This is a genomic window from Limnobacter parvus, assembly GCF_024623725.1.
GTDB lineage: Bacteria > Pseudomonadota > Gammaproteobacteria > Burkholderiales > Burkholderiaceae_B > Limnobacter > Limnobacter parvus.
This window is the reverse complement of the sequence record NZ_JANKHG010000015.1, coordinates 1-13,996: the sequence shown is the minus strand read 5'-3', so window position 1 is coordinate 13,996 and position 13,996 is coordinate 1. Positions and strand designations below refer to the sequence as shown.

Annotated in this window: 12 protein-coding genes and 1 tRNA gene; 1 reads left to right on the top strand and 12 read right to left on the bottom strand. The window is 52.9% G+C overall.

All coding sequences use genetic code 11. From position 1 onward, the window contains the following. Window positions 1-20: 20 nt before the first annotated feature. The 10 genes from typA to NSP04_RS04955 form a co-directional block, all read right to left on the bottom strand. Window positions 21-1,841 carry a translational GTPase TypA gene (typA, locus tag NSP04_RS05000; protein WP_257511240.1) on the bottom strand — a complete coding sequence of 607 codons (1,821 nt, stop codon included), beginning with the start codon at window positions 1,839-1,841 and terminating at the stop codon, window positions 21-23. Next, window positions 1,838-2,860 (bottom strand): tRNA pseudouridine(55) synthase TruB, encoded by a 1,023-nt coding sequence (truB, locus tag NSP04_RS04995; RefSeq protein WP_306815267.1) that lies wholly within the window; start codon window positions 2,858-2,860, stop codon window positions 1,838-1,840. The genes typA and truB overlap by 4 nt, the downstream gene beginning before the upstream one ends. Further along, window positions 2,844-3,245: a 30S ribosome-binding factor RbfA gene (rbfA, locus tag NSP04_RS04990; protein ID WP_257511238.1), complete on the bottom strand. Its 402-nt coding sequence runs from the start codon at window positions 3,243-3,245 to the stop codon at window positions 2,844-2,846. The genes truB and rbfA overlap by 17 nt, the downstream gene beginning before the upstream one ends. Window positions 3,246-3,271: 26 nt before the next feature. After that, window positions 3,272-6,097, bottom strand: a complete 2,826-nt coding sequence (gene infB, locus NSP04_RS04985) for a translation initiation factor IF-2 (RefSeq protein WP_257511237.1) — start codon at window positions 6,095-6,097, stop codon at window positions 3,272-3,274. A gap of 80 nt (window positions 6,098-6,177) precedes the next feature. After that, complete coding sequence (gene nusA / locus NSP04_RS04980) at window positions 6,178-7,647, bottom strand: transcription termination factor NusA (protein WP_257511235.1); 1,470 nt, start codon at window positions 7,645-7,647, stop codon at window positions 6,178-6,180. Between the two features lie 9 nt (window positions 7,648-7,656). Continuing rightward, entirely contained in the window at window positions 7,657-8,160 is a 504-nt protein-coding gene (rimP, locus tag NSP04_RS04975; RefSeq protein ID WP_257511233.1) for a ribosome maturation factor RimP, read from the bottom strand. 182 nt (window positions 8,161-8,342) lie between these two features. Beyond that, window positions 8,343-9,794 carry a 23S rRNA pseudouridine(2605) synthase RluB gene (gene rluB, locus NSP04_RS04970; RefSeq protein ID WP_257511232.1) on the bottom strand — a complete coding sequence of 484 codons (1,452 nt, stop codon included), beginning with the start codon at window positions 9,792-9,794 and terminating at the stop codon, window positions 8,343-8,345. Continuing rightward, window positions 9,763-10,380, bottom strand: coding sequence for an SMC-Scp complex subunit ScpB (scpB, locus tag NSP04_RS04965; protein ID WP_306815261.1), 618 nt, complete (start codon window positions 10,378-10,380; stop codon window positions 9,763-9,765). The genes rluB and scpB overlap by 32 nt, the downstream gene beginning before the upstream one ends. 457 nt (window positions 10,381-10,837) lie before the next feature. After that, complete coding sequence (locus NSP04_RS04960; protein ID WP_257511231.1) at window positions 10,838-11,053, bottom strand: DUF1289 domain-containing protein; 216 nt, start codon at window positions 11,051-11,053, stop codon at window positions 10,838-10,840. 9 nt (window positions 11,054-11,062) lie between these two features. Then, window positions 11,063-11,557: a DUF4442 domain-containing protein gene (locus tag NSP04_RS04955; protein ID WP_257511230.1), complete on the bottom strand. Its 495-nt coding sequence runs from the start codon at window positions 11,555-11,557 to the stop codon at window positions 11,063-11,065. Between the two features lie 127 nt (window positions 11,558-11,684). Here NSP04_RS04955 and NSP04_RS04950 point away from each other — a divergent pair. Then, window positions 11,685-11,761 (top strand) — tRNA-Met (locus NSP04_RS04950). 694 nt (window positions 11,762-12,455) lie between these two features. Here NSP04_RS04950 and NSP04_RS04945 read toward each other — a convergent pair. Beyond that, window positions 12,456-13,550: a hypothetical protein gene (locus NSP04_RS04945; protein ID WP_257511229.1), complete on the bottom strand. Its 1,095-nt coding sequence runs from the start codon at window positions 13,548-13,550 to the stop codon at window positions 12,456-12,458. Further along, window positions 13,550-13,927 (bottom strand): hypothetical protein, encoded by a 378-nt coding sequence (locus tag NSP04_RS04940; protein ID WP_257511228.1) that lies wholly within the window; start codon window positions 13,925-13,927, stop codon window positions 13,550-13,552. The genes NSP04_RS04945 and NSP04_RS04940 overlap by 1 nt, the downstream gene beginning before the upstream one ends. Between the last annotated feature and the right edge of the window lie 69 nt (window positions 13,928-13,996).

The following is a 13,996-nucleotide window of genomic DNA, read 5'->3' as shown; positions in this document are numbered from 1 at the left end:
GAACACCAGCCAAATCCAGCTTACGCTGCGTCGCGACTTGCGCGCTTGCGCTCGTGTTCCTTCAGGAAACGCTTGCGAATGCGAATGTTCTTCGGTGTAATTTCCACCAATTCGTCTTCAGCAATGAATTCCACGGCGTATTCAAGGTTCATCTGGATTGGTGGAACCAGGCGCACGGCTTCATCAGTACCAGAGGAACGAACGTTGGTAAGTTGCTTGCCCTTGATGGGGTTCACAACCAGGTCGTTGTCACGGCTGTGAATGCCAATCACCATGCCTTCATACAGCGCTTCACCCGGAGAAACAAACATGCGTCCGCGGTCTTGAAGTTTCCACAAGGCATAGGCCACAGCGTCGCCATCGTCTTGAGAAATCAAAACACCATTGTGGCGCTCGGCAGAACCACCTTCACGCACAGGCGCATATTCGTCAAACACATGGCTGATCAGGCCCGTACCACGAGTCAAAGTCATGAAGTCGCCCTGAAAACCGATCAAGCCGCGGGCTGGAATTTTGTATTCCAAGCGAACGCGGCCTTTGCCATCGGGTGACATGTCAAGCAAGTCACCTTTGCGACGGCCCAGTTCTTCCATCACGCCGCCCTGGTGTGAATCTTCCACGTCCACGGTCAACATTTCATAGGGCTCGCACTTCACACCATCAATTTCCTTGAATACAACGCGTGGGCGGGAAACTGCCAACTCGTAGCCTTCACGGCGCATGTTTTCCAACAAAATAGTCAGGTGCAATTCACCTCGGCCAGACACTTCAAAAATCGTGTCATCGTCTGTGTCTTTTACGCGCAAAGCCACGTTGGCTTTCAATTCACGCTGCAAACGATCACGCAATTGGCGGCTTGTCACAAACTTGCCTTCACGGCCAGCCAATGGCGAGGTGTTTACCATGAAGTTCATGGTCAATGTCGGTTCGTCAATCGCCGGAATTTCCAGACCTTCCACTGCATCAGTTGCACATATGGTGGTACCGATACCAATTTCTTCGATACCGTTGATCAGGCAAATGTCACCTGCTTGTGCTTCTTCTTCCTGAACACGCTCCAGGCCACGGAATTTCAACACCTGGTTGATACGACCATTGAAAGGTGTACCGTCGGGTCCGTTGATGCAGGTCACTTGCTGACCCACACGAACCGTGCCGCGCTTGATACGACCGATGCCGATCTTGCCCACGTAGCTGTTGTAATCCAGTGACGTAATCTGGAACTGCAATGGACCATTTGGGTCGTCGTCACGCACAGGCACGTGTTTCAGAATCGCTTCGAACAAGGGGCGCATGGTGCCCTCGCGCACGTCGGGCGTGTCGCCTGCGTAGCCATTCAGGCCTGACGCATAAACAACCGGGAAGTCCATTTGCTCGTCGGTCGCACCCAACTTGTCGAACAAGTCGAAAGTTTGATCAATAACCCATTCTACGCGCGCACCGGGGCGGTCTACTTTGTTCACCACCACGATTGGCTTTAGGCCCAAGGCAAGAGCTTTGCGGGTTACAAAGCGGGTTTGGGGCATTGGGCCCTCAACGGCATCGACCAGCAGCAACACCGAGTCAACCATCGACAACACGCGCTCCACTTCACCGCCGAAGTCGGCGTGTCCTGGGGTGTCTACGATGTTAATGTGGGTACCTTCATATTCAACGGCACAGTTTTTGGCCAGAATCGTGATGCCACGCTCTTTTTCAATGTCGTTGCTGTCCATGACACGCTCTTCGAGTTTTTCGTTATCTCGGAAAGTGCCGGACTGGCGAAGAAGTTGGTCTACCAGTGTGGTTTTGCCGTGGTCCACGTGGGCGATAATTGCAACGTTACGTAATGCGCGTGTCATAGATTTACCTGAATCAATCTGTCGGGTCGAAGCAAGGCGCCCTTCCCATCCGTTTCTAAAATGCCTGTGCCCATAAAACTGGGCTCGCCTTTGAAGGCCTTACTGTTTAAATCCTTGTTCACATCCTGTGCAGGGGCTTCTCCGTACACCCGCACTCGCCCCGGTTTGGCGTCGACCAAATCCAGTGGCAATCGTTGCCCGTGCGAAAAACGCCGCGCAAACTCATTGTTCAATTTGACCTCACCCAAGCTGCCCAACAGGGCATCGACCGGGAAAAGTACCGCATCCAAAGCGTCAAAGGGGGTTTCCGATTCACCGAGCACTTTGAGTGCTTCCAAGGTGTACGCGCGTTCCACTTTCAAGTCACCAATTGCGGTTCTGCGCAATTCTGTGAGATAGCCCGCCGTGCCCAAGGCCTTGGCGATGTCTTCACCCAAGGTGCGCACGTAGGTGCCTTTGCTGCAATTCACCTCAAGTTCAATGCTGCAGTCGGGATTACCGTCTTTGGCATTGTGCTCAACCTTTATGACATCCAATCGATGGATCAAAAGCGTTCGAGTGGGCCTGTCAATTTCAATACCTTCGCGAGCATACTCGTACAAAGGCTTGCCGTCTTTCTTTAATGCAGAAAACATGGGGGGCGTCTGTTGAATTTCACCAACAAACTGCGCGCACACGCGTTTTACCTCTTCTTCCGAAATACTTTCAAGCGCCCTGGTAGTTACCTGGGTCAATTCACCTTCCGCATCACCTGTGGTGCTTGAAAAACCCAATCGAACCGTTGTTCGATAAGTTTTACTGGCTTCGATCAAATCAGCTGCAAACTTGGTGGCTTCACCAAACATCAAGGGCAACAATCCGCTCGCCAAAGGGTCCAAAGTGCCCGTGTGACCAGTTTTCTCAGCGAAATACAAACGCTTTACAATTTGCAAAGACTGATTGGATGAAAAACCTTTTGATTTGTCAAACAACAGCACGCCCGACAACGAACGCTTTTGCCTTTTAATCGCCACCACCATTGCCACCATCCGTACCTGTGGCACCTCCGCCCTCGCCTTTCAGGGCTCGGTCGATAATCTGGGCCATCTCAGCGCCACGCTCAACAGACTGGTCATGCTTGAATCGCAAAGTGGGCACCGTGTGAATGTGCAATTTCTTGAAAATCAGATTTCGCAAAAAACCAGATGAATCATTTAATGCCTCTTCAGTGGTTTCGGCAGAGCCAGTTAACACCGAAAAGTAAATGGTTGCATATGCATAATCGGGTGTCAGTTCCACATCGGTGATCGTGACAAACCCAAGCCGTGGGTCTCTCAACTCACGGGGGATCAACTCAGCCAGGTCTTTCTGGATTTGCTCGGCAACCCGAATACCCCTGGCTGGCGCTTTTTTCTTGTGACGCATACTTTCCTTTTAAACCCTCGCAACCATTACAGTTGCGTACGGGCCACTTCCTTCACTTCAAATGCTTCCAGGATGTCGCCAACCTGAATGTCGTCGTAGTTGTGCAACTGCAAACCGCACTCGAAATTCTGACGCACTTCTTTGGCGTCGTCCTTAAAGCGCTTCAGCGAAGCCAATTGACCTGTCCACACCACCACGTTGTCGCGCAGCAAACGAACACCTGCACTGCGGCGAATCAAACCATCGGTGACCATACAGCCTGCAACCGAACCCACTTTGGAGATCTTATACACTTCGCGGATTTCAACGTTTCCGATGATTTCTTCTTTCTTGTCAGGTGTCAGCATGCCGGTCATGGCGGCTTTGATTTCGTCTACAGCGTCATAAATGATGTTGTAGTAGCGAATGTCCACGCCGTTGTTCTCGGCAGTTTTGCGGGCGCCCTGGTCAGCACGCACGTTGAAGCCAATAATGACCGCTTTGGAGGCCACGGCCAGGTTCACATCCGATTCACTGATGCCACCCACGGCAGCGTGTACAACCTGAACCTTGACTTCATCGGTAGACAGTTTCTGCAAAGCATGTGACAAGGCTTCTTGCGAACCCTGCACATCGGCTTTCAAAATAACGGCCAGGCTCTTCACTTCGCCTTCTGCCATTTGCTCGAACATATTTTCCAGCTTGGCGGCTTGTTGCTTGGCCAGTTTCACATCGCGGAACTTTCCTTGACGGAACAAAGCGATTTCACGGGCTTTGCGTTCGTCTGGCAACACAATAACTTCTTCACCAGCGGCGGGTACATCGCTCAAACCTTGAATTTCAACCGGGATTGAGGGGCCTGCGGAATCAATTGAACGACCGTTTTCGTCGATCATGGCGCGAACCCGACCGAAAGCAGAACCTGCCAACACCACATCGCCCTTTTTCAGGGTTCCGCTTTGGACCAACACAGTGGCAACTGGGCCACGACCTTTGTCCAGCCGTGATTCCACAACCAAGCCTTTGGCCGGCGCTTCAATTTGGGCTTTCAGCTCCATCACTTCAGCTTGCAACAATACTTGCTCCAGCAAGTCGTCGATGCCCTGACCCGTTTTGGCTGAAACCGGCACCATCGGCGAGTCTCCGCCGTATTCTTCAGGTACCACTGAGTGTGTAATCAGTTCTTGCTTCACGCGCTCCGGGTTGGCGTCGGGCTTGTCGACTTTGTTAATCGCCACCACCAGCGGAACACCGGCTGCCTTGGCATGGTGAATCGCTTCAATGGTTTGGGGCATCACGCCGTCGTCTGCGGAAACCACCAGAATCACGATGTCGGTTGCCTTGGCTCCACGGGCACGCATGGCGGTAAACGCCTCGTGACCTGGGGTATCCAGAAAGGTGATCATGCCGCGTTCAGTTTCAACGTGGTAAGCACCAATGTGCTGCGTAATTCCGCCCGCTTCTCCAGAGGCCACTTTGGCGCTGCGGATGTAATCAAGTAGCGATGTTTTACCGTGGTCAACGTGACCCATCACGGTAACGACAGGCGCACGCGCAACAGAAGGCGCTTCGGAGTGAACCACACCCGCCTCTTCGATCATTGCTTCCGGATCATCCAACTTGGCGGCAATTGCTTTGTGTCCAAGTTCTTCAGTCACGATCATCGCGGTGTCTTGATCAAGAACCTGGTTAATCGTCACCATCTGGCCCATTTTCATCAGGCATTTGATGACTTCGGCTGCCTTGATGGACATTTTGTGAGCCAATTCAGCCACAGTAATGGTCTCGGGCACGTGTACGTCGCGTACAACCGGCTCGGTGGGCTGATTGAAGTTGCTTGGTTCCTGGTTGTGGCGACTGTTCTTGCCTTTAGGACCTTTCCAGCCACCCGCACCTGTACGGCCAACACCTGTTTCACCACGTGTCTTTAAACCACCGCGGCGGCGACCTGGTTCTTCTTTGGCACCAACAGGGCGAACGCCTTTGCGACCTCGCTCAACCGATGCATCATCCGCCACTGCGGCAACCACAGCTTTTTCAGGCTTCTTGACAACAGCCTTTGGTGGCTCAACCGGCTCTTCAGCTTTCATCACTTTGGATGGCTGAGACATCATGCGGTTAATGGCAGCCACCTCAGCCTCCGCAGCCTTCCGGGCACGTTCCTGATTGGCGCTGGCTTTGGCTGCGTCTTCGGCTGCCTTTTTGGCTTTCTGCTCAGCTTTCAAGGCGTCAGCGGCGCGCTGTTCGCGGGCTCTGACTTCTTCAGCACGAGCCGCCAAAGCGGCTTCATCTTTGGCGTCAGCCTCTTCCTCAGCCTGGCTAGGCCGCGCGCTTTCGGCTTTGGCCTGCTCAACAGCCTCATGTGCCAAGCGCTCTTCCTCAGCCCGCTGACGTGCTTCTTCCTGAAGCTTCAACTCACGTTCACGCTCTTGCTCAAGCTTGGCCTGTTTTTCTTTCAGTTCAGCTTCCTGACGGGATTTCAATTCGGCTTGGCGCTGTGCTTCCGCATCGCGGCGGGCCTGCTCAGCGGGTTCAAGCTGAACTTCCATAACAGGCTCACTTTCGCCCGCTTTTTCCGCACGCTGAACAAACACACGCTTTTTGCGAACTTCAACCTGAACAGTGCGAGCACGGCCGCCTGGGCCTGCTTGTTTGATTTCGCTGGTCTGCTTGCGGGTAAGGGTAATTTTCTTCTGACCGCTTTCAGATCCGTGCGCCTTTCTCAGGCTTTCCAAAAGCTTGCCCTTGTCCGCTTCAGTAACTGCATCTGCCTCAGAGGCTTTGCTCACGCCAGCAGACTTCAGCTGCTCCAAAAGAACATCGGCGGGCATTTTCAACTCTGCGGCAAACTGTGCGACTGTGGTACTGGTCATCTACTATTCCTTCAAATTCCCTTGCTGACCGGGCCACGTGGCCCGATTCGTCTCAACTAAACTGTATAACCCGATTCGATTTATTCGAACCAATGTGCGCGCGCTTTCATAATGACGTCGCGTGCACGATCTTCTTCAATGCCTGTCATTTCGACAAGCTCATCCACGGCCAACTCAGCCAAGGCTTCGCGGTCTGATATTCCACCTGCGGCCAGCTTGCCCACCAAATCAGCATCAACACCCTCGAGAGACATCAAGTCGCCAGCACCTTCAACGATTTCTTCACGGGCAATGGCTTCAGTCAACAAGGCATTGCGTGCCCTTGTGCGCAGCAATTCGACCGTTTCATCGTCAAATGCGTCGATTTCCTGCATTTCAGCAATGGGTACGTACGCCACTTCTTCCAGACCGGTGAAACCTTCTTCGATCAGAATGTTGGCCACCTCTTCATCAACGTCCAGCTTGGTGGTGAACAGCTCACGCAGCTTGCCGACTTCTTCCTCGGAACGCTTTTCAGACTCTTCCGGGGTCATGATGTTGATTTGCCAACCAGTTAGGTCGGAGGCCAAGCGAACGTTCTGTCCGCTGCGGCCAATGGCTTGAGCCAATTCGGCTTCGTCCACTACCACTTCCATGACATGCTGGTCTTCATCCACCACAATGGATTGCACAGTGGCTGGCGACAATGCGCCGATTACGAATTGGGCGGGGTCTTCGGACCACAACACGATGTCTACTCGCTCGCCACCCAATTCCTGGGTTACCGCTTGTACACGTGAACCGCGAACACCCACACAGGTGCCGATGGGGTCGATGCGGCGATCATGTGCCAACACAGCAATTTTTGCACGCATGCCGGGGTCGCGGGCAGCGCCTTTGATTTCCAGGTGGCCTTGCTCAATTTCAGGCACTTCCATGGCGAACAAAGCCTTGATGAATTCTGGCGATGTGCGAGACAAGATAACTTGTTGACCACGGGCCAAGCGATCCACTTTCCAAAGGAAAGCGCGAACACGGTCGCCGGGGCGAAGGCTTTCACGGGGAATCATTTGATCACGGGGAAGGCGCGCTTCAATTCGGCCACTTTCAATGATGGCGTCGCCACGTTCCATGCGCTTGACCTGGCCAATGACAATTTTGTCACCACGGTCCAAGAAGTCGGTCAGAATCTGTTCGCGTTCAGCATCGCGCACGCGCTGCAAAATAACTTGCTTGGCTGCTTGAGCGCCAATGCGGCCAAACTCGATGGGCTCGAGTTCTTCTTCGATGAAGTCGCCCATTTCAGCTTCAGAGTCGTGCGAAAGTGCTTGATCAAGCACCATTTGGTAAGCAGGATCGTAAAAGTCTTCTTCGGTCACCACTTCCCAACGACGGAAGGTGTCGTAGTCGCCAGTGTCGCGGTCGATGGACACGCGCACGTCGACTTCTTCATCGAAGCGCTTCTTGGTTGCGGAAGCCAATGCCAATTCCAGCGCGCCAAATACGATGTCTTTTTCAACATTCTTTTCACGCGCTAGCGCATCAACCAATAAAAGCAACTCACGGCTCATTCAGGGCTCCTAAAACTTTAGATGGGGGACCAAGCGGGCACCCGCCAAATCAGCTATTTCAAAATCAAGCAAGTAAGGCTCGGCGTTTTTTCCATCGGGTGTAACCAATACACCCCATGTTTGGGCCTTGCCATGCTGCAATACACCTTTGAACTGCTTCTGATTGTTGACGGCCCGTTTGAATTTCAGGGACACCTCTTCATTCAGAAATCGTTCGAAATCTTTTTTACGACGCAACACGCGGTCTACGCCCGGCGAGGAAATCTCGAGCCTATCGTAGTTGACGTTTTCTACGGTGAACAGGTGGGTTAGCTGGTGACTAACCTTCTCGCAGTCTTCAACGGTAACGCCGTTGGGCGAATCGATCATGATGCGAAGCAGGCCGTTGCCTTCGCGTTCAATGTCAGCCACTTCAAGGCCCAGCGAGACAATCACGGCGTCGGCTTCGGTTACCCATTGCTCTGACCACACGCCAGACCATGAATTGCCAACAAATTCTTCAGGATTGATCACTTCGCTTCTCTTCGCCTATTCACTTGTTCTATGTACTTTGCGGTACGCCAAAACCGACCTGCCAAAAAAAAATGGGCCTGTAAGCCCACTTCATTTGAGACACCCTTTTTGGAGTGGGCGCTCAGGCAGCCTCAGAGAATAACCGAAACTGCCTTTGTTTTCAAGTCATTTCCAGCACAGAACTACACGGTTGGGGCCTTTCTGCGTCGTCTTTGCTGGGGCTTTTGGGCAGAACCACCATTGCCATTCACTGGGCCGTTACCCCCAGCATTGCCGCCGCCATTGCCAGCGCTATTGCCACGGCCTGGCCCACGGTTGGCAGAAGGTCCGCCCGTTCTGGGACCACCGGTACGCTTGCCCGCACTTGCGAACTTTCCGGGTGCAGCCGCCCCACTGCCATTGGCGCCAGCGCGATTGCCATTTCGGTCGCCTGTGCGCCCGTTTCCGCCGGCACCTCCCGTGCCACCATTGCTACCACGTCGGGCAGAACCACCCGCAGAAGACAAATTGTTCTGGTTGCTTAGCGCTGCTGCTGCAGTAGCGCCTGAAACCGTGAGGTAAGTTTGTGTGGGTGTAGTGAATGCCAGGCCGGGGTCGATCAAAGGCTGGCCGCTGCGGCGTTTGTTGTATTTTGAGCCAAGGTTTTTCTGTTCACGGCGAATCGCGCCTTCTTGGGCTGCTTCATCCACTTTCAGGCCCAAAGACTGCATGTAAGACATGGCCTCGAGCGCTTCCATTTCCATGTGGCGGCCACGCTTCAGAGTGGACGGCATCATGATGTCGCCAAAGCGGGTGCGGATCAGGCGGCTAACAGTCAGCTTGCAGGCTTCAAACATGCGGCGAACTTCGCGATTGCGGCCTTCTTTCAAACCCACTTTGTACCAGCGGTTTGCGCCTTCGCCACCCGCCACATCGACATACAGAAACTTCGCGGGCCCGTCTTCCAGCTGAATGCCGGTTAAAAGTTGTTCGCGCTGTTCTTCGGTCAATTCGCCCAAAATACGAACGGCGTATTCGCGTTGTACTTCATAGCGGGGGTGCATCAAGCGGTTGGCCAATTCGCCAGACGAGGTGAACAGCAACAAGCCTTCGGTGTTGAAATCAAGACGCCCCACTGCAATCCACTTGCCGTTGGCAATTTTGGGGAGCTTTTGAAATACGGTGGTGCGGCCTTGTGGGTCGTCCATCGACACAATTTCGCCAGCTGGCTTGTGATAAATCAACACACGCGGAGGCTTGGATTTGTTTTTGCGCTGAATCAGCCTGCCGTTCACCCGAACCTGGTCGGTGGGCAACACGCGCTGGCCAAGGTGAGCTGGTTCAGCATTCACGGAAACGCGGCCTGCAACAATGAGTTCTTCCATTTCGCGGCGCGAACCCATTCCGGAATCGGCCAGCACTTTGTGAAGCTTGGGTGCCAGCTCTGGGTCCAGGCGCACGTTCAGTTTGCTGCGGTTTTTGTTGGCGCCACCTGCGTCTTCAGACTTCAGTCCTTCAACCTGGTCAAGCACTTCACCCCATTCCAGATTCGATCCTTCCGAATCCACATTAACTGCGGTAGATTCCCACGCCGTCTCAGTTGTTCTCGGTGTGTTGGGTGTTTCAGTTGCTCTGCGCTTGTTGTTCGTTCTCATCGTGTTCCGTTTTGTCGCTGTCACCCACATCGAAAGGAATGACTTTCTGTAGTTCATCAGCCAGTTGCTGGTCTTTTTCATCGTCCAGCGCTGGCAGTTCGCTTAGGCTGGCCAAATTCAGGTCAGCTAAAAATTGGGCTGTGGTTGCCCACAATGCGGGTCGGCCTGGGGCGTCCCGGTGCCCGATCGCCTCTATCCAGCCCCGGTCTTCAAGTGATTTCATTACTTGAGTAGACACGGTAACGCCACGAATGGATTCAATGTCGCCGCGAGTAACAGGCTGTTTGTAGGCAATAATCGCCAAGGTTTCCATGGTGGCACGCGAATACTTCGGCGGCTTTTCAGGATTCATTTGCTCCAGGTAACGCTTGATGTCGTCACGGGTCTGGAATCGCCAGCCGGTTTTCACCTGCACCAGCTCAAGTCCTTTGTTCGTCCAATCCCTGCGAAGGTCTTCGAGCAGGGTCGTAATTACAGACGAATCAATGGCTTCGTCAAACAAACGCGTCAATTCCTTGACGGCGATGGGTTCAACCGAGCACAGCAAAGCTGCTTCTAATATGTTTTTAGCGCGCTGGGGATCCATCCAGGCGGACTCACTTTAAGAAATTCTGGTGTTGATGGGAATTAGTGCCGGTTGGCCCTGCAGGCCGAAAAGGCTGTTGCCAGTGGGGTGCAGGTGCGCAGGGTGATACAAGTGCGCTGTGGGCAAATTAAAAACCGTTGGCGCATTGTAACCACGTTATCGACAGATCGGCAACCACTGGATTGATCCATGGATTCTAAAAAAACGGCCCACCAAGGTGAGCCGTATCTAAAAGTGACCCTTGAAGGTCGGAGACAAATTCATATTGCATCCAAACAGTGCACGCAACATCCCCACGGTGGCTTACCCCACAGCCGCTGAAACTTATCCACAGTGCACGGGGAAAACCTTCCTGATTCGCTGTGGATAAAATTTTCAGCCTATTGATTTTGTACAGTTTTTGGTTGGTTGATTAAAAACTGAGCATGCGCTCTAGAGTAACTTCCACCCTTTGGATTCAGCTTTCCCAGCGATACCCAACACCCGCTTGGCGTATGCGCGTCCAAACGGCTTCTTTCTCTTCGTCGCTTTTAAAAAGCCAGCCGTCCACCTCGTCGAGCGTGCGGCCGCAACCCATGCAGATGTTGTCGCCCAGGTTGGTTGAACAAAAACCCACGCAGGGGGTATCGGCCTCGGGCCAGACAGGAAGGTTGGTGTATTCGGATTTGGACATGATGCTGCTTTAGTTGGAGTTGGGACGGTATTGCTTCTTCAGGCGAATATAGAGCACTTTACTGACCTGCGCGACCACTGAGCCATCGGCGTGCGTAATGTTGGTGCTGAAAGTGTGCAAAACCTTTTCGCCTGTGGCCGCTTTGGATTTGATTTCATCGAGCGTTTGCTCATCGACTTGGTAAACACCTTTCACCAGCGATGTGCCGGGCGCCACGAAACGAATATTGGCCTCTTGATCCCACACGTGGTACTGGTGCCCCAAGCGCTTCATCAGTATTAGCATGAAGAATGGATCAGCCATGGCGTAAAGCGAACCACCGAAGTGCGTGCCCATGATGTTTTTATTGCGACGGGTCAGCGGCATGTGCACTTCAACTTCGTCGAAATTCGCGCTGATGTGGTGAACATGAATACCCGCGCCGCGCAGTGGTGAATAAAAATTCATCGCCCTGCGCATGAACTCGGGCTTGTCAGACAGGTTTTTCAGGAATTTTTTGAACATTTTTTACTGCGAATTTTTCTTGTGGTTTCAGTAGGATAAAGGTTTTTGACGTTGAGTTCAGGCGCTCAACTGCGTTTGTGCACTTGCACACAAGTGGAAAAGTCGCTATAGTTTCGTTCTTACCAGACGCGGGGTGGAGCAGTCTGGCAGCTCGTCGGGCTCATAACCCGAAGGTCGTAGGTTCAAATCCTGCCCCCGCAACCAAATTTTTATCATTAAAACCAATCACTTAGCGGTGGTTGGTTTTTTTGTTTTCTAGGCCACCAATAGCGTGTGCCCAAAATGTGCCTAACTGGTGCCCAACCCCGATTTAACCCACTTTCCCTTTTGTGACCTTCGGTCAAACCTAGTAACGGTCAACAGGGCACATCTGTAAAAATTTCTTGAATTTTCCTATTCACATTTTTGTGCCCAATGACCGTTTGGGAAATCAACCTGAAGGTCGTGGATTTTCGAGTTTGTGAAGTGAAATTTTGTGCGAAATTTTCGGGAATTCGTGACCTTCAGGATGGAAATTGACTATTAATAGGATGTGCCTAAGATGTGCCCAGGTTGTGCCCATGGTTTGGCTGAGATCATTTACTGGATTGGTATTGAGGCTAGATGACATAGCGTGTTGTTATGCTCAGTTGCGCGGAAATTTGGATTTTCTGGGCACAGAGAGATGATTTTTGACCAACGCTTGGTTCATGGACGCGGGTTACCTGGCTGACCTTCGGGGAGCGGTGTTTGAGTATTGAAACTAGAGGTACCGGTGCTATGGCCGGTAATCGGCCAAAGTGGTCGATCAGCATGTTGCTCCTGAGCGGCAGGTTTATACAAGAATCTGGACATGCCCCTTTCCTAGCAGTCACCAGCGCACTGATCGGGAGCAGCTTTTCTGCACATAGACCGCTGTTCACTGGAAGAACAGCGCCTCCATGTCCTGAATCGCTTGGGGCGTGGGTGCAGACGCTTGGCGCAAAGCCTCTCGGCTTAGTGGATTCATGCCACTTACCGCCGCGTAGACGCGCGCGCGCCAGTAGTTGAAGGGCGTCAGCCTTGGTGCTTGGGCTTTGGCAAGCCCAGCCTCTCGGAGTTTCTCCAAAAAGGATGCATCGTCCGGCGCGCGAGCATCTTCGGCCAACTTTGCTCCCAATTCTCTGAACTCACCCTCCACACGGGACTTGATCTGGTAGACGTCATCCCAGGTCGCGAGCTTTTCTTGTCGATCAGAATCAGCGCTCCTAAAGTTCACGACCACGCGCGGAAACAAATCACTCGCGTCATCTACAACCACCTCGATCTCTTGAAACGACGCGCGTTCGGTCCACGGCGAAAAGCTGAGGCGACGGACCCCATCCTTGAAAACCAAGTCTTTGGCCAGCTTGGCTTTGGAGTTGCAGGTGTTACAGATGGGCAGCAAATTCTTAGGATCGACTCCGTATAGCGGATACAGATCTTTTGCCAGAAGGTGATCGTACGGGCCACGCCACTGCTCGTTGTCATTCTCGTCAGCCCGAACCTCCTGAGCAAGGTACTCCGTTCCGCAAGCGCAGCACACATTGCCATTGCCTGGTGCGTTGCCGTTACGGAAGCGAGCGTAGTGGTCGTTGATGCATTCACCACATGCCTGCTCCACGCCACTGAGCTTCGCCGTGCGCTGAAACAGGTGAACTGCGAGAGTCTTCAGGACAGGAAACACCGCATCAGGTATGTCTGGCAGCGGCGCTGTCCGATCAGACAGGAAAACGCAAGGATCTGTGTTCAGCGCAAGCGAGTCCTTGAGTGCTTGTTTTTGCCGTCGATCAAGCGCCGACAACCTCGCAGAGAGAGCATCAACGGCTGTGCGAGTAGGCTGATTTCCAGCTATTGCTGCACAAAGGCCCACCGGAAGGTGTGTTTCGTCTATGGTCCTACCTTCAAGCGTGGCCAGCATCGTTTCTCTCAAAAAGCGGTTGAGACCATCAAACACCGCAGACTGTTGAAGATTCGGTTTGATCTCGAACAGCATCAGCCAGCCCTCAGCTTGTTGATGAGGTACGAGCGTTCCATCGACTCGCCGACTGAGTCTTCGAGCCAGTCCAACTTCTGTTTATTCGTAAATTGCTGATCTGCGAGCCGCTCGCGAATTTCCTGGACAGCCGTCTCGGAAATCGTTGCACGCAGGTTGAAGTGCTTTTTGATCAGCACGTCAAACGATGCGCCAAAGGTTTCTCCTGGTGGATTCGCCATGTGCGTCGCACCATTGACCTTCTTGAAATGGAACACTGCTTCGTGGGGCAGCGAAGAGACTAGAAAGGGCGAGTGAGAGGAGATGATGGCCTGGGCTTTTCCGTTGGCCTTATTCGCCTTTTCAAAGTCCAAGTGGAATCGGGTGTTGAGTTGCATCCAAAATTGACCCACTTAGGGTAAAGATTTGCGTCGAAATTTGACCCACGTATGACACTGTTTCCCGTC

Coding starts and splice junctions, on each gene's coding strand:
- typA (WP_257511240.1), bottom strand. CDS start 1,841: ATGACACGCGCATTACGTAACGTTGCAATTATCGCCCACGTGGACCAC.
- truB (WP_306815267.1), bottom strand. CDS start 2,860: ATGGTGGTGGCGATTAAAAGGCAAAAGCGTTCGTTGTCGGGCGTGCTG.
- rbfA (WP_257511238.1), bottom strand. CDS start 3,245: ATGCGTCACAAGAAAAAAGCGCCAGCCAGGGGTATTCGGGTTGCCGAG.
- infB (WP_257511237.1), bottom strand. CDS start 6,097: ATGACCAGTACCACAGTCGCACAGTTTGCCGCAGAGTTGAAAATGCCC.
- nusA (WP_257511235.1), bottom strand. CDS start 7,647: ATGAGCCGTGAGTTGCTTTTATTGGTTGATGCGCTAGCGCGTGAAAAG.
- rluB (WP_257511232.1), bottom strand. CDS start 9,794: ATGAGAACGAACAACAAGCGCAGAGCAACTGAAACACCCAACACACCG.
- scpB (WP_306815261.1), bottom strand. CDS start 10,380: ATGGATCCCCAGCGCGCTAAAAACATATTAGAAGCAGCTTTGCTGTGC.
- NSP04_RS04960 (WP_257511231.1), bottom strand. CDS start 11,053: ATGTCCAAATCCGAATACACCAACCTTCCTGTCTGGCCCGAGGCCGAT.
- NSP04_RS04955 (WP_257511230.1), bottom strand. CDS start 11,557: ATGTTCAAAAAATTCCTGAAAAACCTGTCTGACAAGCCCGAGTTCATG.
- NSP04_RS04945 (WP_257511229.1), bottom strand. CDS start 13,550: ATGCTGTTCGAGATCAAACCGAATCTTCAACAGTCTGCGGTGTTTGAT.
- NSP04_RS04940 (WP_257511228.1), bottom strand. CDS start 13,927: ATGCAACTCAACACCCGATTCCACTTGGACTTTGAAAAGGCGAATAAG.